Genomic DNA, 17,774 nt, shown 5'->3' with positions numbered 1-17,774 from the left:
AGCTGTCAGCTTTCAGCTATCAGCTGTCAGAATCAGAGAACGGATAACTGACGACTGAAAGCTGATAGCTAATTACCCCAGTTTCTTGGTGCCCCAGTGAGGGAATGTTCTCCGGATTAACGCATTCAGCTCCAGTTCAAATTCACTGAATTCTTCCGGCGCTTTTGCGTTGACGATTCCGGACTCAACAGGCTGACGTATCATGCCCGCACCAACCGTCACATTAGTTAAGCGATCGATAATGATAAACGCGCCTGTCTGGCGGCTGTTCTCATAAGAATCAAACTGAACATCTTCAGTAAAGTTAAACTGGCAATTGCCGATTTCATTCAGCTCTAACTGCTGAGCCTCTTCATGCTCCATAGTATTGACGTTAACTTTATAGTTAATCGCCTGAGCTTCGCCGAACACAGACTTAGTACCCACTTTAATTTCATACTGGCGATCCAGATGCATCGGCTCTTCGGTCATCCAGACCACGTCAGCTTCTACATTTGAAGCGGTAAACGGCTTTTCATGCGGACGAACCAGCATATCACCACGGCTGATATCTATTTCATCTTCCAGCGTGATCGTTATCGCCATATCGGCAGACGCCGTTTCCAGATCGCCATCAAAAGTGACGATGGATTTAACCTTGCTCTCTTTCTCCGACGGCAATGCAACAACGGTATCACCAACACGAATATCACCGGCAGCAACGGTTCCCGCAAAGCCACGGAAGTCCAGGTTCGGGCGGTTCACGTACTGAACCGGAAAACGGAACGACTGAAACTCATCTTTGCGAATATTGACTGAGTTTAATAACTTCATCAGGGGGGATCCCGGATACCAGGTCATATTCTCGCTTTCATTTACCACGTTATCGCCTTTCAGCGCAGAAATAGGCACAAAACGCACATCATCGAAATTCAGTTCTTCCGCAAAAGATCTGTATTCATTTTTTATCTTCCGGTAAACGCTCTGGTCATAATCAACAATGTCCATTTTGTTTACCGCAACAATAATGTGTTTGATTCCCAGCAGTGAGCAGATATAGCTGTGGCGCCGCGTCTGTGCCTGCACACCATGACGGGCATCAATCAGGATAATAGCCAGATCACAGGTAGAAGCCCCTGTTGCCATATTCCGCGTGTACTGCTCATGCCCCGGCGTATCGGCAATAATAAATTTGCGCTGCTCGGTAGAGAAATAGCGGTAAGCAACATCAATAGTGATGCCCTGTTCACGTTCAGACTGAAGGCCATCCACTAGCAGAGCCAGGTCGAACTCTTCATCTGTGGTGTTAAAGCGTTTTGAGTCTTTCTCGATAGCGGACATCTGATCTTCAAAAATCATCTTGCTATCGTAAAGAAGACGGCCAATCAGAGTTGATTTGCCATCATCCACGCTTCCGCAAGTCAGAAAACGAAGCATATCCTTGTTTTCATGAACTTTCAGGTAGCCTTCAATATCTTGTGCGATTAAATCTGATGAGTGTGACATTAGAAGTAGCCCTCCATTTTTTTCTTTTCCATTGAGCCAGCAGAGTCATGGTCTATGACACGTCCCTGACGCTCTGAAGTAGTGGAAAGCAGCATTTCCTGAATAATCTCCGGCAATGTTTTTGCCTCAGATTCAACTGCACCGGTTAGCGGATAACAGCCAAGTGTTCTGAACCGAACCGTTCTCATTTCAGGAGTCTCACCTTCTTCCAATGGCATACGCTCATCATCAACCATGATTAGTGCGCCATCGCGCTCAACTACAGGGCGTTTTTCGGCCAAGTAAAGAGGGACGATTTCAATATGTTCCAGATAGATGTACTGCCAGATATCCAGCTCAGTCCAGTTGGAAAGCGGGAATACACGGATGCTCTCGCCCTTCTCTACTTTTGAGTTGTAAATATTCCACAGTTCAGGGCGCTGGTTTTTCGGATCCCAGCGATGGTTCTTATCGCGGAAGGAATAAACCCGTTCTTTAGCACGGGACTTCTCTTCATCACGGCGGGCACCACCAAAAGCGGCATCAAACCCATATTTGTCGAGTGCCTGCTTAAGACCTTCGGTTTTCATAATGTCGGTATGTTTAGCACTGCCGTGTTCAAACGGGCTAATGCCCATCTCAAGACCACGCGGATTCTTGTGAACGATAAGATCAAAACCGTACTCTTTTGCCAGCCGGTCCCGGAACTCAATCATCTGCCTGAATTTCCAGTTGGTATCCACATGCATCAAAGGAAATGGAATTTTCCCCGGGTAGAAGGCTTTACGCGCCAGGTGAAGCAGCACGGAAGAGTCTTTACCAATTGAGTAGAGCATGACCGGGTTGTCAAACTCTGCGGCTACTTCCCGCATAATCTGAATCGACTCAGCCTCTAATGCTTTTAAGTGAGTTAATCTTCGTTTGTCCATATTTCTGTTCGCCACAATTTATCTATGCACTATGTTTAAAACACGTCTGGATTAAGTTTATATAACCAGACAAACGCAAAACAAAAGATCTTATGGCTATTTGTTATAACGAGATTAAAGTTAAGTGAAAAAGCGAACATCTCGGAGGCAGTGAAACAAATTTTCACATCTCCCTAGTTTCAACAGCTTGCAAAACGACCAAGATCAAGTAAACAAAATTAAAACCATTATGACTTACGGAAAATTTGACTCAGACAACAGAAATTGGCTAGATTGTCTCCATAACAAGGAAAAAAGTGTAATTTTATTACAGGCAGGACGAGAATGATTGAAAAATACTCTGCTTTAAAAAGCAATGTACGTATGTTGGGGCATCTACTGGGCAACACCATTAAAGATGCACACGGCGACGCAATCTTAGAAAAAGTTGAGTTAATCCGCACCCTTTCAAAGGCAGCGGAAAGAAATAATGACAACGAAGCACGTGAAGAGCTGATCAAAGTAATTTCCACATTACCTGACGAGCAGCTTAATCCGGTAGCACGTGCGTTTAACCAGTTTCTGAATCTGACCAATATGGCTGAGCAGTATCATACGATTTCACGTCACTGTGATGCCCACGTTTGTCAGCCGGATGCTATGAATACCCTTTTTGCCAAACTGACGCAGAAAGAGGTAAGCAAGCTGGATACGGCAGACGCCATCCGCAACCTGAGCATTGAGCTGGTTCTTACCGCTCACCCGACAGAAATCGCACGTCGCACCATGATTAACAAGCTGGTAAAGATTAATAAGTGTCTTTCTCAGCTTGAACTGAGCGATCTGTCGGTAAAAGAGCGTCAGAAGACTGAGCGCCGCCTGGAACAGCTTATTGCCCAGTCATGGCACTCTGACGATATGCGTCAGCAGAGACCAACACCGCTGGATGAAGCCAAGTGGGGCTTTGCAGTTGTAGAAAACTCTCTGTGGCAGGCAGTACCTGATTTTCTTCGTGAACTGGACGAAAAGGTATCTGGATACCTGGGCGAGCGCCTGCCAATTGATGCACAGCCAATTCATTTCTCATCATGGATGGGGGGGGACCGTGACGGTAACCCGTTTGTGACTCACAAAATCACCCATGAAGTTCTGCACCTTTCCCGCTGGAAAGCAGCAGACCTATACTTTGCTGATATTCAGGAGCTGGTTACTGAGCTTTCCATGGTGAACTGCAACGATAAAGTACGTTCACTTGCAGGAGATGCTCACGAACCTTACCGTGCCATCCTGAAAGAGCTGAGAGTTCTTCTGACAGATACGCTGGAAGTTCTGGATGCCAAAATCAACGGCAAGGAAGTCCCGAATAAACCAATTCTGGAATCTACAGAACAACTATGGGAACCGCTGCACGCCTGTTATGAATCTCTGCACGAATGTGGCATGGGCGTTATCGCGGATGGTTGTCTGCTGGATACACTTCGCCGTATTAAAGCCTTTGGTGTTCATCTGGTACGTCTGGATATCCGTCAGGAGAGTACTCGTCACTCAGATGTGCTTTCTGAACTGACCCGCTACCTGGGCATTGGCGACTACGACCAGTGGACTGAACAGGATAAGATTTCCTTCCTGGTTAATGAGCTAAGCTCTAAACGTCCTCTGCTTCCACGCGACTGGCAGCCTTCTGAGCCGGTACAGGAAGTTCTGGACACCTGTAAGATCATTGCCAGCCAGTCACGCGAAGCCTTCGGTGCTTACGTTATCTCAATGGCGCGTACCGCATCTGACGTTTTGGCAGTACACCTGTTGCTTCAGGAGTCCGGCTGCCAGTTCCGTATGGACGTTTGTCCTCTGTTTGAAACACTGGACGACCTGAACAACTCTGAAGCGGTAATCAAGCAGCTTATCTCTATCGACTGGTACCGTGGATTTATTCAGGGCCACCAGATGGTCATGATCGGCTACTCTGACTCAGCAAAAGATGCCGGTGCTATGGCTGCCGGCTGGGCGCAGTACTCTGCGATGGAATCACTGGTTGAGGTCTGTGAAGAGGCTAACATTGAGCTGACTCTGTTCCATGGCCGTGGCGGTACCATTGGCCGTGGTGGTGCACCAGCACACGCTGCGCTACTTTCTCAGCCACCAAAGAGCCTGCAGGGCGGTCTGCGCGTTACAGAGCAGGGCGAGATGATCCGCTTTAAGCTTGGCTTACCTGATGTTGCGGTAAACAGCTTTAATATGTACGCCAGCGCAATCCTTGAAGCAAACCTGCTTCCGCCACCGGAACCAAAACAAGAGTGGCGTGACCTGATGGAGGTTCTTTCTCAGGTGTCTTGTGATGCATACCGCGATGTTGTCCGTGGCGAGCCGGATTTCGTTCCGTACTTCCGCGCTGCAACACCGGAGCAGGAGCTGGGCAAACTGCCTCTGGGCTCCCGTCCGGCTAAGCGTAACCCGAAAGGTGGTGTGGAAAGCCTGCGTGCAATCCCGTGGATCTTCTCCTGGAGCCAGAACAGACTGATGCTGCCTGCATGGTTAGGTGCCGGTGAATCTATTCAGTACTCAATCGATCATGGCCATAAAGCGCTATTGGAAGAGATGTGTCGTGAATGGCCGTTCTTCTCTACCCGCCTTGGTATGCTTGAAATGGTTTACACAAAGTGTAATCTTGAAATTTCCAGCTATTACGATCAGAGACTAACGGACAAATCACTGTGGCGTCTGGGTGACCGTCTGCGTGGACAACTGCAGACAGATATCCATGCCGTACTGGAAGTGGAAAACAACGAGAACCTGATGCAGAGCGATCCCTGGGGTCTGGAATCGATAAAATTGCGCAATGTTTATGTTTTACCGATGAATATTCTTCAGGCAGAACTTCTGTACCGAACCCGACAAATGGAAGCGCCGTCACAGGAATTGGAAGAAGCCCTGATGGTAACTATTGCCGGAATCGCGGCCGGAATGCGAAATACGGGATAACATCCAGTTTTTTATTCTATAAAAGAGACAAAAAGGCTGACATGTTCAGCCTTTTATTTTGAAAGTATATCATTACTGAGATAGTTGTCAGCTTTTTGCGACAAATTGCACCCACATCCTACTTAATGCTTAATAATTAAGATATTCTTACATTCCTACAGGTAAATATCGTCTAGACTTATAAAATACGTAGCTAATAACAAATTACTTTTTATTAAAAGCAGCAGTAATTAGTGAACTTCTATGCATATAGAAGCTGTGTTTACCTTTACTGAAGTGATAATAATCATACTAGGTGATATTTCGACAATAGATGGAGCGCAGTATACCAATCTGAGATCGAGGGTTGGTAGGTTTGGACGCATTATATTCCGTGACGTCAGAAGCACAGATACAGTTCAAACAAGGAATTTTGAAGTTTATTTTTTATTGGATTTAAGACATGTCATTACCACACGTAATCCTAACCGTTTTGAGCACTCGCGACGCGACCGGATACGATATTACGAAAGAATTTTCGTATAGCATTGGGTATTTTTGGAAAGCCAGCCACCAGCAAGTTTATCGTGAACTTAACAAGATGGCACAAAATCACCTGGTGACCTGTGAGCTTCAGCCGCAGGAAGGAAAGCCGGATCGAAAGGTTTACTCTATTACGGACAACGGTAGAAAAGCTTTAGGCGAGTGGTTTGAGCAACCGACCGTTCAGCCAACTATCAGAGATGAATTATCAGCTAAACTGATGGCTTGTACCATTGAAGACTCTGCCCCTTTTAAGAAACAGGTTCAGAACTTAATTGAAGAAGCCAAAAAGTTAATTGAGCACTATAAAGAGATAGAAGCGAAGCATTATGCATCACCGGAATCTCTTGATATGCACGCCAGACTGGAGCGTTTAACACTTCGCCGTAACCTGAAGATACGGGAAGCCTGGATAAGCTGGGCTGAAGAAGTAGTTAGCGAACTGGATGCGCTAAGCTAAAAATAACAAAAGGTTGAGTGCCCCCACTCAACCTTTTTTCTTTTCTGCACAATATTATGCTTTTGGTCTTACACCCAGCGTATGGCACAGAGCGTAAGTCATTTCTGCTCGGTTAAGTGTGTAGAAATGGAAGTCCTTCACCCCTTCACGACTTAAAATTCTTACCATATCAATGGCCTGGCTTGCACCAACCAGCTGACGGGTAACCGGATCATCATCCAGACCTTCAAACTGCTGCGCCATCCAGCCCGGTACTTTTACATCATTCATTGCAGCAAAGCGCGAAGCCTGCTTAAAGTTAGAAACAGGAAGAATGCCCGGAACAATTTCCACATCAATTCCAGCCGTTACACAACGGTCACGGAAGCGCAGGTAAGACTCAACATCAAAGAAGAACTGAGTAATAGCGCGGTTGGCACCGGCATCCACCTTACGCTTCAGGTTAAGCAGATCCGCCTGCGCACTTTTCGCTTCCGGGTGAACTTCAGGGAATGCAGCAACAGAGATATCAAAGTCATGCAGGGATTTTAAAAGCTCTACCAGATCAGACGCATACATATCCGGCGCACCACCTCCCGGTGGAATATCACCACGCAGCGCAACGATATTTTTAATGCCGTTTGCCCAGTAGTCGTTGGCAATATCTTTCAGCTCATCACGGCAGGCATCAATACAGGTTAAATGCGGAGCGGCTACCAGACCTGTCTGATCTTTGATCTCTTTGATAATAGAATGAGTTCTGTCACGCTCACCAGAGTTTGCACCATAGGTAACAGAAACAAACTTCGGCTGAAGCTTCTTCAGACGGTGAACAGAATTCCACAGCGTCTCTTCCATCTTCTCGCTGCTTGGCGGAAAGAATTCAAAAGAAACATTAATATCACCCAACTCGGCAATATTCTGATTAAGCGCATCTAAGTGGCTTGCATGTGTATAACCCATTCCATTCTCCCTGAGGTGGCTGTCACCTTAGTAATTATATGCTGTCTGTCTTGGTTGTGTTTGCTTATATTTGCGTTTGACGTTTGGACGTCTATATGTCTGTAGAATGTAATGAATTGGAATTGATGTCAACCGCGTGAACATGAATTATTTTCATGTGGTTGTTGAAAGAGATTCAGAAGTGGAGGGCGGGGTACATTTGCTGGTGAAGGATTCGGATTATAAATACATCTAACTCCCTGACTCTATAGAAAATCGAGTGCTTCTGGAAGTCATGTCTGCGGATACCTTTTCTTATTTCATTCGATTCACGACCAATAAAAGGAGACTCGGCAAGAATTTCAAGGCATGATTCCAAATCATTTGTGTATTTGTCTGCTCTGCATTCGCCAAAGTTGAGAAGGGTATACTCATAAATACTTTCAATATCTTTGACCGCGCGCAGAGAGAGTTTATACATGCATTGAAGCCTTTTTCTTTGCGACAATCTCTTTAACAGATAAAGTACTTTCTCCGCTTAGCTCCCCTTCATCTATTGCATTTCTTAGATGCTCAAGTTGATTTTCTTGTTGTTCAAGCAACCGAAGTGCACTCCGCATCACTTCACTGGCAGAGCCATAACGCCCTGACTCAAGCATACGATTTACAAACTTTTCTAAAGGTTCACCAATTGTCACGCTTGTTGTTCTCGCCATGAAAAAATCCTGTGTGAATAATCAGCACATCAAGTTTAGCACATGATAGCTTTGCCAACCTATCCACAATTCAAGCCGCTATTATTCTCTAAAAACAAATATTCAACATAGTAAAAAGGGCGCCTTTCGACGCCCTTAACAAAGATTCATTATTTAAAGCAAACTTGAAAGCCTATTAATATCCGACTGAATCGCCCCGGCAGTCACTTCTTTACCGGCACCTGGCCCACGGATAACCAGCGGATTATCCTTATACCAGACACTTTCAATAGCAAAGATATTGTCACAAGGCAGAAGATTCGCCAGAGCGTGTTCTGCCGGCAGGTCTTCGATACCTACGTAAGCTGAACCATCTTTTGTCATTCTGGCAACATAACGCAGCACCTTGCCTTCTCGCTGTGCTTTTTCCAGTCTTTCCGCCAGATCTTCACTCAAGCGGCTACCCTGCTCGAAAAACTCATCCAGAGAAAGAGATTTCAGCTCACCCGGTACCAGCGACTCCACTTTGACATTTTCCGGCTCCAGCTCCAGTCCGGATTCACGCGCCAGGATCACCAGCTTACGCATCACATCAGAACCATCTAAATCAGAACGAGGGTCAGGCTCGGTTAAGCCCTGCTGCCAGGCAAGGTCGACTAAATCCATAAACGGCAGAGAACCATCAAACTGCTGGAACAGCCAGGATAAAGTACCAGAGAAAATACCTGACAACGCAACAATCTCATCACCGCTTTCGCGCAGGTCCTGCACCGTATGGTTCACAGGCAGGCCAGCACCTACAGTTGCATTGTAAAGCCAGTGACGGCCTGTTTTCGCAAAAGCATTCTGCACCTGATGATAGAAGTGACCGGAAGCGGAGCCTGCCACTTTATTTGCAGAGATCAGATGCAAACCTTTCCCGGCAATTTCAGGATACTGAAGCGACAGACTTTCGCTGGCAGTCACATCCAGCACGATAACTTCATCGTAGCCCTGATGATGAGTCAGCCTGTCCAGCCACTCTTTACCGTCGTTCTCAATCGCTTCATCATCAAAACGCGCAGAGACAGACTCAACATCAATACCGTCAAAGTCCATCCAGTAAGTGTGGCTATCAACCACACCAATCAGCTCAAAGTTCATGCCGCGACGCTTTTCAAGCTCAGTCTTCTGCTTAGCAAACAGCTCAAGCCAGCTGGAGCCGATATTTCCTTTGCCACACAAGACAAGACCAATACGCTTTTGCGCCTGAAACAGCTGCTTGTGAATCGCATTCACCAGAAGCTGAGTGTCGGTTTTGCGCAGAACAGCAACAAGACTAAGCCCGGTTTCCGCTTCGCTGATAAACTTAACAGGCGCGTTTTTTAACTGCTGATAAATGCCGTGGCTATGAATTGCATTGTTGGTCACTCCCGCGCCAACCGCAGCAATCATTGAATAACCTTCTCTAAGGTGAATATCCGCTTCAATAGCGGCATCCTGAAGGTACTCCAGAGCACCTGCCGCAACTTCAGCTGTATAAGCCAGCAAAAGCTCACCCTGATCGGCCTGAATATCATAAGCAAGAGGCTGCAACTGCGCTCTTTGCAGCCTGCCCATCACCTCTTCCTGAACGCGCTCAAAGTCATGGCCATCAGCAAAATTAAGCTCGATAAGCAGAACTTCATCAAGTGATGAGATAATTTTAGCCCCCCGGCCAGAAGCCAGTACACGCTCAATACGGGTAGAACCAGCTTCAGGCTGATAGCTGCACCTTAGCTCCAGGTTCATCGCACTCTGGGCAACCGGCTGCAGAGTTCTGCTGTGAAGCACAGGAGCAGCAAGGCGAGCCAGTTCACTGGCTTCATCAAGGCGCAGCAACGGAAGCAGACAAGCATCGTTAACCTTTCTCGGGTCGGCGCTGTATACACCAGCTACATCGCTCCAGATAGTTACTTGCGAGGCTTCCGCAAGAGCGCCAATAACGGTTGCGGAGTAGTCCGACCCATTACGGCCCAGCAGTACCGTCTCTTCCGCCTGATTCTGGGCCATAAAACCAGTAATCACTAACCTGTGATTTGAATGCTGCACCAGAAGTTCTTTAAGTAGTGGCCATGAACGCGCACCGTCCACCTCTGGCTGAGTGGCTCTTTCTGCCCGCAGGAAGTTTCTTGCATCAACAGCTACCGCAGGCAGTTCCTTCTGGTTGAGCAGCGCAGAAAGCAACCTTGCCGACCAGCTTTCCCCATGCCCCTGAACTGCGGACTTCTGAGCAATAGTTAAAGGCGCGTTTAACTCGCCAAGTGCGGTAATTTCCGAGTGAAACTGGCTAAGCAGATCATCCGGCTCATCCAGTAAAGCGGTGATAAGGCCGCTTTGATATTCCCGCAGCGACATAAGCAGTTCATGAGCGATGCGTCCGTCTTTATCCAGCGTATCGCACCACTCAATCAGCCTGTTGGTGGTATCACCGGCTGCTGAAACAACAATTAAATCTTCTTTGTCTGAGTACTCTTTAAGAATATTCGCTACGCGTTTATAGCACTCAGGATCAGCAAGGCTACTGCCACCAAACTTATGTAACTGACGAGAAACGGTCATTTATACTCCCTCCGCAACCGCATTAAAGGCATATTCTAAATCTGAAATTAAATCTTGTTTATCTTCCAGACCCACTGAAAGTCTGAGAAGGTTTTGTGATACTCCGGCTTTTGCAAGCGCCTCTTCACCCATTGCTCTGTGAGTCATGGAGGCCGGATGACAAATCAGGCTCTCCACTCCGCCAAGAGACTCAGCAAGTGAAAACAGCTTCAGCTCATTAACAAAAGCTTTCAACTGCTCAAAACTACCAGCAAACTCGAAACTTAACATTGAACCAAATCCCGACTGCTGCTTTTTAGCAATTTCATGCCCCGGATGCTCTTCAAGGCTAGGATGATAAATACTTCCCACCAAAGGCTGTTTTTTCAAAGCCTCCAGGATAGCCAGTGAACTCTCTTCATGAATCCGCATTCTGGCTCCAAGTGTACGCAAACCTCGCAACGTCATATAGCTGTCAAATGGCGTCCCGGTAGCACCAATACAGTTCCCCCACCAGCCAAGCTCTTCTGCATGCTCTTCTGTTGCAGTAACAATAACCCCGCCAATCACATCGGAATGACCGTTGATATACTTGGTGGTTGAATGAATAACCAGGTCCGCGCCCAGTTCCAGAGGCTTTTGGTATATGGGTGTCAAAAAGGTGTTATCCACGGCAACCAAAGCACCGATTTTTTTCGCTTTCTCGCAAACCGCCGCAATATCCACCACACGTACCAACGGGTTAGACGGCGTCTCCAGAAGGATCAGTTTTGGCTTTTGAGCCAGAACTGCCTCCAGCGCACTTTCATCTGTCTGATCGATAAACTGAACTTTAAAGTCACCTTTCTGAGCACGGGTATTAAACAACCGGTACGAACCACCGTAGCAGTCATTCGGCGCAATAAGCAGATCATCCGGCCCTAAAAAAGCAGAAACCATCAGGTTAAGCGCAGATGTCCCGCAGTTTGTGACTACCGCGCCTTTTCCGGACTCTAGCTCAGACAGAGCCTGCTCCAGCATCCCCCTGTTCGGGTTCCCCGAGCGGGTGTAATCATATTGAGGCACTTCACCAAACTCAGGAAAACTGTAGTTTGTTGAAAGATAAATCGGTGGCACAACGGCATTGAACTGAGTATCAGATTCAATCCCCGTCCTGACAGCAATAGTTGAAGACTTCCTTTGAGACATAACTAGTTATTTCCTTTTGAGCTTGCTGATTATTTATAGTTGTTATGTAAATATATACTTGTTTAGGGGTTACAGGTAGAAATCCATAGCCCATAGCCCATAGCCCATAGCCCATAGCCCATAGCCCATAGCCCATAGCCCATAGCCCATAGCCCATAGCCCAATTTACCCCCTACAACTTTAGCCGTCAACCCATCTAGCCATCTAAACGCCTTTGCTTATGGCAGTAAATCCCGCTAAAATTAACAGTTAGATTTATTATTCAAAGTTTTCTGATAACAAAGGTGTGCAATGGCTGACTGGAACGGTGACTACATTAGTCCTTATGCGGAACATGGGAAAAAGAGTGAACAGGTTAAAAAGGTAACGGTTTCAATCCCTTTAAAGGTACTTAAGATACTTACCGATGAACGTACCCGCAGACAGATAAATAACCTTCGCCATGCAACAAACAGTGAACTTCTGTGTGAAGCATTCTTACACGCATACACAGGCCAGCCTCTGCCAATTGATGAAGACCTGAGAAAAGACCGTCCGGATGATATCCCGGCAGAAGCGAAGAAAATGCTGGAAGAGATGGGCATTGAGATTGAAGCTTTTGATGAAGAGTAAGTGAAACCAGCCAGAGCCAGTTCACAAAAGGCCTATTTGTGCCAAGTAGTTACCAGGCATTACAAATGGAAAATATGTCGTCATCTCGGAATTGCAAAGCAATATCCGAGATCTACTTTCAGAGTGTTGTAGAGTTAAGATATCACGGTACTCTACAACGCGCAGACGGTAGATTCCGGATAGAAGTTTCGCAACTTCCGGAATGACGAAGAATAAGCTCAGGAGCAAGGTAACAAAAAAAGAGCCATAACTACAGAATCAGAGGTTCACTCTATGACCACTAATCCACTACGCTGGAAACAGCGCTTTGAAAATCTGCAAAAAGCTCACAAAAGACTGGTTAAAGCCTGCTCGCAAGAATCCTACAGTGAACTGGAACTTGCAGGCTTAATTCAGACATTTGAATTTTCGTTTGAGCTGACCTGGAAAACACTTAAAGATCTGGTTGAATATGAAGGATACGATGCAGCTTCACCAAGAGGCACAATTCGCACAGCTATGGAAGCTGCACATATCTCACCAGAGCAGTGTGAAACGCTTCTGGAAGCACTTAACAAGCGCAACCTTCTAACCCACACCTACGATGAAGAAAATGCGCTTGAAGCGCAGGCTTTAATTGTAGAAACATTTGAGCCAGCAATTTCAGAAATTGTTGCCTATTTAACAGAGAAATCTCAGGATGACTGATAACGGAATTAGCCTGAAACATCAGCAGACTATTCTCAGCATTATCACAGCATACTCAAGTGTGAAAGAAGCGTGGCTATTCGGTTCAAGGGCTCTGGGGACTTATAGACCAAACTCTGATATTGATATTGTTTTAGTTGGCGAGAAAATTACAACTAGCGACGTCGCTTCTATCCTAAGTCAGATAGAGCAAACTACGATTCCCTACAAAGTTGATATGCTGGTTAAACACAAAATTAATAATCAGGCGTTAATTGAACATATCGAGAAGTTTGGGAAAAGACTAATGTAAACAGAGTAAAGTAAAGGCACCTCCCGGTGCCTTTACTATTTGTTAAGAAGCATGCATCGCCTTGATACCTTCCTCTATCAATTTCACCTGCTCAGTTCCAAGCGGCGTAGTATACGGCTTAACAATAGAGATAAGCTGCAGAACCCCTTGGTGAATAACCTGCTCAGTGATTTTGGTATCTTTCGACATAGCCGCCCGGTAGCTCAGCCAGTTAGTTGCCACAAGGTGCGTTGATGTCACCAGCAAGCGCGCTTCTTCTTTGGTCAGTTCCAGCAGCTTTCTTTCAATAAAGAGGGCAAAAATTGCAGCGATGTTTTCCTGCATCTTTGTCTGCACTTCCAGATAACGCTCATGCAATATCGGATCTCTGTGAAGAATTTCCGGCAAGTTTGCATAGAAGAAGCGGAACTTCCACATCAAAGTAAAGATGGAGTCTAAGTAACGTTTTAACATCACAAGACTCTCTTCCTGAGCCTCTACCGGAGTAAAACGCTCCAGCAGCTCATTTGAATAAATGGCGAAAATCTCTCTTAAGATCTCTTGTTTGTTTCTAAAGTGGTAATACAGGTTGCCCGGGCTGATATCAATATGAGCGGCAATATGGTTGGTTGTGATATTACGCTCACCATGCTCGTTAAACAGTTCCAGTGCTGCATGCACAATTCTTTCGCGTGTTTTCATGACATTTCCCGATTCGTTGCTTAACCTAAGTATATGAAGAAAATAATGAAGCTGAAAGTTTTACCGCATATTTAGACATATAGACGTTTTATTCGAAAACGGAAGTAACATTTGCAAATTTAATAATTAAAGGCGCAGAACGTGAGACTAAACAGATCAGGAATGACTCATCTTATTGCCTCTCTGGGTATTACCGGGGGAATACTGCTTTTGTCTTTAACTCACTTTCCGGACTTTCCCGACACCGTAAGAAACAGCCTGCCAGTGGTCATAGGGTGCTACTGGTGCACCATAACCCTGCTTCCAAAGCCGTTACCCAAAGTAATCTCTGACCGGAAACAGGAAATCCTGCCCATACTTTTAAGCTGTTATTGTGTCGCTATCGCCACTATTGCTATGTTCCGGATAGAGTACTCACGTTCTGTTTTAGCACTTGGTGCAAGTATCACTTTTATATGGTTACTGGGATTTTTCTACTTTCAGGCCAGATATCAAAAAGTGTCACTCAGCGTAATTACAAACTTTAACCTTAAAGACCTACAGAAATACTCATTTTTGCAGCTAAAACCTGTGGAGCATCCATATTCGATCTCTGATGTCGAAGATGGCTTAGTGGTAAACCTGCACAAGCCTATGAGCAACGAGCAGGAAAAATTTCTGGCAGACTGTTCCATCAGCAATGTACCGGTAATCCACTCCGAAACCATTAAAGAAAGACTGGAAAGAAAAGTCCCCACCACGCATTTAAGTGAAAACAGCATAGGCACGTTGCTACCCTCTCAAACTTATATGATCAGTAAATCCGTCATTGAGCGCTTATTTATCATTACAATCCTCCCTGCTGTTGTGGTGGTTTGCACCATTATTGCGGCACTGATACGGACAAGCAGCAAAGGAAAAATACTCTTCTCTCAGGAAAGAATCGGCTACAAAAACAAACGCTTCACTATCTATAAATTCCGGACAATGGAAGAAGCATATGGAGGAGACAGCAGGCTTTTTGCTACAGAAGAAGAGCACAGAATAAATAAACTGGGAAACTTACTGAGAAAAAGCCGCCTGGACGAGCTTCCTCAATTGTGGAATGTTCTTATAGGAGATATGTCCTTAATCGGTCCACGACCGGAGCGGCCGGAGCTGGTACAGGAATACGAAAAGAAGATTCCTTTTTACAATTTTCGGCATGTTGTAAGACCGGGCATTTCTGGATGGGCACAGGTTGAGCAGGGGTATACGGATACTACTGATATGACCCGGCACAAATTAGGGTATGACTTGTATTATATTAAGAATTTATCGTTTGTGTTAGATATGAAGATTGCAGTTAAGACGATAGGGATTATGCTTACCGGGTTGGGGGCGAAGTAAAATAATGATTCTTCAGGCCATTAATTGCGTAGTGAATAAAGTAGTAAACTGAAGTGAAGAAACCAAGCTTTTCGCACTCGCGATAAATTTTCCACTGGTACTTTAACACTTTCCACTTGTTTGAAGAGACTGAACTGGCACCGACACGGTATTGAACCAGAGGCTCTTGGAGGCCTGCTATTTTTGCGCCTGTTTTGGCTATTTTTAGCCAAAGAGTTAGATCTTCATGTCGTCTCAGATTTTCAAAATACTGTTTACCTATCAATTTAGTATCATATATCGCAGTTGAGCAACCGATTTGATTGCACTTCAGTAAGTCTTTATAAGTAAGCGTCTTAGGAACAGAACGACAGCCAATGATATTGCCTTGTTGGTCGATAATTTCATAAGCGGTATAACAGAGAGTTGTGCCTGCCTCCTGCATAAATGTGATTTGTTTTTTTAGTTTATCAGGATGCCAGATATCGTCTGCGTCTAAGAAGGCTATATAGCGACCTTTTGCTAGTTCTATGCCCTTATTACGTGCAACCGCTGGACCACTATTTTCATTAAGGCGACAGACTGAAACATTTGGTAGCGGAGATATCAGGTTGCTTACCAGCGACCAGTCAGCCTCACTCGAGCCATCATCAATAACCAGATGCTCGTAAGTAAGCGGACCTTCGATAAATACAGAGGATAGAGCACCTTTCATAGCTCCATTATCAGGGTTAAAACAAGGGGTAATGATACTTATATCAATTTTTTCTTTCATCACAAAGCACATAATGTCTTAAGTATAACGCCAGAGAATGAAGTAACCTCCTATTTTTAAACAAAAATCTGAACTTCTTCATCAGAAATAGCAAAGAAACTACAAAACCAAACCATCCAAAAACCCTATCAAACATACAGAACTTGGTTAATATACCTTCATCTGTTTCATAGAAATAGTAACCAGATGATACATCCGGATGCGTAACTCCACAGTAATCAGTTTGCAATATTACCTTACCCGACTTAAGTAGATCGGTTGAAAATATATACTCTTCACCCGATGGTCTCTTAGTTCCTAGACCAAAATTTTCATCAAAACGAAAGCCTTCGCTAATGACCTTTCTCGATATACACATATTAATTGATATTATCGATATTGCGGTAAATAAATTATGCTTAATTATTTTTCTTGAGTTTAATTTTCTTCTACAATTTTCTTTCAGAACCAACATATCTGGATCATATTTTTCAAATAGATCCACTATAACTCTTTTTGCACCAAGGTGTAGTGATGCATCATCATCCATTATCCAAACAATATCTCCTCTACTTTTTTCAAGTGCAAGGTTACGACTACGACTGATACCTTTTCCTTTTACCTGAAAATATCGCACATTATTCTGACAGAAAATAACATCGTCATATTGTTTATTATTTGATATTTGATGCATGATCAAATAACAATAATCATCATTAATTTCCAAATCATAAATTCGATCATTTATTGTAGATACTAAAACTTCCAAAGTTGACATAACCTACGACCTCTAAAAATAAACTTACAAGGCTCATTATTACGATCACAACTACTTATAACGAAAGTAATCTATAAATTCAATAACATATTTAAAACTTCCTCTCAAATACAGAGAAATACAGAGCTTATAATTATATATATTTATATTTTTGATAAGAGTACAAAGTGACAATTTAGTACCAGAGTATTTTACATTCATTATTTTCATTGACTTTTTGTTTGAATGATTCATTAGTAATTTATGTTTACTATAAAAAATCTCATACGCTTTGGCTGTTTTATTTAAACTAGATGATATTCTTTCTTGAGCATGCATATTGTCCCAAACATAAGACAAGTTATCTATTTTAAACCCACTACCGTAACTTTTAACCAATCTAACCCATAAATCATAGTCTTGGAAAGCAGGCAAACTCTCGTCAAAACCTCCAATATCTTGTATCCTCTTGGTTAACGTTAACACTTGATTACCAACAATATTATAATGTAATAGCTTCTCGATAGTTACTATACCTAACTTATTATTTCTATTGATTTTTCCTTTACTAGAGTTTTCTATGTATGAAGTGCAAACAAACGAGTAATCTGTTGAAAATGCTGTAACTAATTCTGATATATGGTTAGGTTTAAGTAAATCATCATCATCTAACCCTGTAATATACTCACCTTTTGCAACAGAAATCGCTTTATTTCTTGCATGACATGCACCATATGAGCGATTACTTCTAATATAAGTAATATTACTGTTACATAGAATAATACTACAACAATACTCCTCTGTACCATCATCAGAGCCGTCGTCAGAGATAATTATCTCTATATTTTTATATGTTTGTTTCAATACCGATTCAACAGCTCTCTCTAACAATTTTTTCCTATTATAGGTGGGAATATAAACAGACACTAAGGGTAAAGAACTCATTTA

At 44.1% G+C, this 17,774-nt stretch carries 17 protein-coding genes; 6 read left to right on the top strand and 11 right to left on the bottom strand.

Annotated elements, in window-relative coordinates; translation table 11 throughout:
• Positions 1-72: 72 nt before the first annotated feature.
• Complete coding sequence (gene cysN, locus L3Q72_RS01140) at positions 73-1,485, bottom strand: sulfate adenylyltransferase subunit CysN (protein WP_275130875.1); 1,413 nt, start codon at positions 1,483-1,485, stop codon at positions 73-75.
• A complete protein-coding gene (cysD, locus tag L3Q72_RS01135) occupies positions 1,485-2,393 on the bottom strand; it encodes a sulfate adenylyltransferase subunit CysD (RefSeq protein WP_275130874.1) in 909 nt (302 codons plus the stop codon). Before cysD ends, cysN begins: the two co-directional genes overlap by 1 nt.
• A 324-nt stretch (positions 2,394-2,717) precedes the next feature.
• Between cysD and ppc the strand changes: the two genes are divergently transcribed.
• Both ppc and L3Q72_RS01125 read left to right on the top strand, forming a co-directional pair.
• The gene (ppc, locus tag L3Q72_RS01130; RefSeq protein WP_275130873.1) at positions 2,718-5,351 is read left to right on the top strand and encodes a phosphoenolpyruvate carboxylase; all 2,634 of its coding nucleotides are present in this window, start codon (positions 2,718-2,720) and stop codon (positions 5,349-5,351) included.
• Positions 5,352-5,793: 442 nt separating this feature from the next.
• Positions 5,794-6,333 carry a PadR family transcriptional regulator gene (locus tag L3Q72_RS01125; RefSeq protein WP_275130872.1) on the top strand — a complete coding sequence of 180 codons (540 nt, stop codon included), beginning with the start codon at positions 5,794-5,796 and terminating at the stop codon, positions 6,331-6,333.
• Between the two features lie 54 nt (positions 6,334-6,387).
• Here L3Q72_RS01125 and metF read toward each other — a convergent pair whose 3' ends face one another.
• The 5 genes from metF to L3Q72_RS01100 all read right to left on the bottom strand — a co-directional run bounded on the left by metF (position 6,388) and on the right by L3Q72_RS01100 (position 11,696).
• Positions 6,388-7,275, bottom strand: coding sequence for a methylenetetrahydrofolate reductase (metF, locus tag L3Q72_RS01120; protein WP_275130871.1), 888 nt, complete (start codon positions 7,273-7,275; stop codon positions 6,388-6,390).
• Between the two features lie 175 nt (positions 7,276-7,450).
• Complete coding sequence (locus L3Q72_RS01115) at positions 7,451-7,735, bottom strand: type II toxin-antitoxin system RelE/ParE family toxin (protein WP_275130870.1); 285 nt, start codon at positions 7,733-7,735, stop codon at positions 7,451-7,453.
• Positions 7,728-7,970: a type II toxin-antitoxin system ParD family antitoxin gene (locus L3Q72_RS01110; protein WP_275130869.1), complete on the bottom strand. Its 243-nt coding sequence runs from the start codon at positions 7,968-7,970 to the stop codon at positions 7,728-7,730. Before L3Q72_RS01110 ends, L3Q72_RS01115 begins: the two co-directional genes overlap by 8 nt.
• Positions 7,971-8,123: 153 nt before the next feature.
• Positions 8,124-10,529, bottom strand: a complete 2,406-nt coding sequence (locus L3Q72_RS01105) for a bifunctional aspartate kinase/homoserine dehydrogenase II (RefSeq protein WP_275130868.1) — start codon at positions 10,527-10,529, stop codon at positions 8,124-8,126.
• Positions 10,530-11,696 carry an O-succinylhomoserine (thiol)-lyase gene (locus L3Q72_RS01100; protein ID WP_275130867.1) on the bottom strand — a complete coding sequence of 389 codons (1,167 nt, stop codon included), beginning with the start codon at positions 11,694-11,696 and terminating at the stop codon, positions 10,530-10,532.
• Positions 11,697-11,987: 291 nt separating this feature from the next.
• Here L3Q72_RS01100 and metJ point away from each other — a divergent pair, with 291 nt between their 5' ends.
• From metJ to L3Q72_RS01085, 3 genes are all read left to right on the top strand, one after another.
• Entirely contained in the window at positions 11,988-12,308 is a 321-nt protein-coding gene (gene metJ / locus L3Q72_RS01095) for a met regulon transcriptional regulator MetJ (protein WP_275130866.1), read from the top strand.
• A gap of 273 nt (positions 12,309-12,581) precedes the next feature.
• Positions 12,582-12,995: an HI0074 family nucleotidyltransferase substrate-binding subunit gene (locus L3Q72_RS01090; RefSeq protein ID WP_275130865.1), complete on the top strand. Its 414-nt coding sequence runs from the start codon at positions 12,582-12,584 to the stop codon at positions 12,993-12,995.
• On the top strand, positions 12,988-13,287 hold the full coding sequence (locus L3Q72_RS01085) for a nucleotidyltransferase domain-containing protein (protein WP_275130864.1): 300 nt from the start codon (positions 12,988-12,990) through the stop codon (positions 13,285-13,287). Before L3Q72_RS01090 ends, L3Q72_RS01085 begins: the two co-directional genes overlap by 8 nt.
• A 42-nt stretch (positions 13,288-13,329) precedes the next feature.
• Here L3Q72_RS01085 and L3Q72_RS01080 read toward each other — a convergent pair whose 3' ends face one another.
• Positions 13,330-13,968, bottom strand: a complete 639-nt coding sequence (locus tag L3Q72_RS01080; protein ID WP_275130863.1) for a TetR/AcrR family transcriptional regulator — start codon at positions 13,966-13,968, stop codon at positions 13,330-13,332.
• Positions 13,969-14,109: 141 nt separating this feature from the next.
• Between L3Q72_RS01080 and L3Q72_RS01075 the strand changes: the two genes are divergently transcribed.
• Complete coding sequence (locus L3Q72_RS01075; RefSeq protein ID WP_275130862.1) at positions 14,110-15,336, top strand: sugar transferase; 1,227 nt, start codon at positions 14,110-14,112, stop codon at positions 15,334-15,336.
• Here L3Q72_RS01075 and L3Q72_RS01070 read toward each other — a convergent pair.
• The 3 genes from L3Q72_RS01070 to L3Q72_RS01060 are packed head-to-tail and all read right to left on the bottom strand — an operon-like array spanning position 15,314 to position 17,771.
• Positions 15,314-16,090: a glycosyltransferase family 2 protein gene (locus L3Q72_RS01070; protein ID WP_275130861.1), complete on the bottom strand. Its 777-nt coding sequence runs from the start codon at positions 16,088-16,090 to the stop codon at positions 15,314-15,316. The genes L3Q72_RS01075 and L3Q72_RS01070 overlap by 23 nt on opposite strands.
• Positions 16,074-16,847: a glycosyltransferase gene (locus L3Q72_RS01065; protein ID WP_275130860.1), complete on the bottom strand. Its 774-nt coding sequence runs from the start codon at positions 16,845-16,847 to the stop codon at positions 16,074-16,076. Before L3Q72_RS01065 ends, L3Q72_RS01070 begins: the two co-directional genes overlap by 17 nt.
• Positions 16,848-16,898: 51 nt before the next feature.
• The gene (locus tag L3Q72_RS01060) at positions 16,899-17,771 is read right to left on the bottom strand and encodes a glycosyltransferase (protein WP_275130859.1); all 873 of its coding nucleotides are present in this window, start codon (positions 17,769-17,771) and stop codon (positions 16,899-16,901) included.
• Positions 17,772-17,774 lie beyond the last annotated feature (3 nt).

This window comes from Vibrio sp. JC009, from assembly GCF_029016485.1.
Classification (GTDB): domain Bacteria; phylum Pseudomonadota; class Gammaproteobacteria; order Enterobacterales; family Vibrionaceae; genus Vibrio.
Note: the sequence above shows the minus strand (reverse complement) of the source record. Positions and strands in the feature narration are given on the sequence as shown.

Bases quoted from the DNA above. Each gene is read 5' to 3' on its own strand.
- L3Q72_RS01115 (WP_275130870.1), bottom strand. From the start codon at position 7,735: ATGTATAAACTCTCTCTGCGCGCGGTCAAAGATATTGAAAGTATTTAT.
- L3Q72_RS01085 (WP_275130864.1), top strand. From the start codon at position 12,988: ATGACTGATAACGGAATTAGCCTGAAACATCAGCAGACTATTCTCAGC.
- L3Q72_RS01090 (WP_275130865.1), top strand. From the start codon at position 12,582: ATGACCACTAATCCACTACGCTGGAAACAGCGCTTTGAAAATCTGCAA.
- metJ (WP_275130866.1), top strand. From the start codon at position 11,988: ATGGCTGACTGGAACGGTGACTACATTAGTCCTTATGCGGAACATGGG.
- L3Q72_RS01110 (WP_275130869.1), bottom strand. From the start codon at position 7,970: ATGGCGAGAACAACAAGCGTGACAATTGGTGAACCTTTAGAAAAGTTT.
- metF (WP_275130871.1), bottom strand. From the start codon at position 7,275: ATGGGTTATACACATGCAAGCCACTTAGATGCGCTTAATCAGAATATT.
- L3Q72_RS01105 (WP_275130868.1), bottom strand. From the start codon at position 10,529: ATGACCGTTTCTCGTCAGTTACATAAGTTTGGTGGCAGTAGCCTTGCT.
- L3Q72_RS01060 (WP_275130859.1), bottom strand. From the start codon at position 17,771: ATGAGTTCTTTACCCTTAGTGTCTGTTTATATTCCCACCTATAATAGG.
- cysD (WP_275130874.1), bottom strand. From the start codon at position 2,393: ATGGACAAACGAAGATTAACTCACTTAAAAGCATTAGAGGCTGAGTCG.
- L3Q72_RS01125 (WP_275130872.1), top strand. From the start codon at position 5,794: ATGTCATTACCACACGTAATCCTAACCGTTTTGAGCACTCGCGACGCG.
- L3Q72_RS01100 (WP_275130867.1), bottom strand. From the start codon at position 11,696: ATGTCTCAAAGGAAGTCTTCAACTATTGCTGTCAGGACGGGGATTGAA.
- ppc (WP_275130873.1), top strand. From the start codon at position 2,718: ATGATTGAAAAATACTCTGCTTTAAAAAGCAATGTACGTATGTTGGGG.
- cysN (WP_275130875.1), bottom strand. From the start codon at position 1,485: ATGTCACACTCATCAGATTTAATCGCACAAGATATTGAAGGCTACCTG.
- L3Q72_RS01070 (WP_275130861.1), bottom strand. From the start codon at position 16,090: ATGAAAGAAAAAATTGATATAAGTATCATTACCCCTTGTTTTAACCCT.
- L3Q72_RS01065 (WP_275130860.1), bottom strand. From the start codon at position 16,847: ATGTCAACTTTGGAAGTTTTAGTATCTACAATAAATGATCGAATTTAT.
- L3Q72_RS01080 (WP_275130863.1), bottom strand. From the start codon at position 13,968: ATGAAAACACGCGAAAGAATTGTGCATGCAGCACTGGAACTGTTTAAC.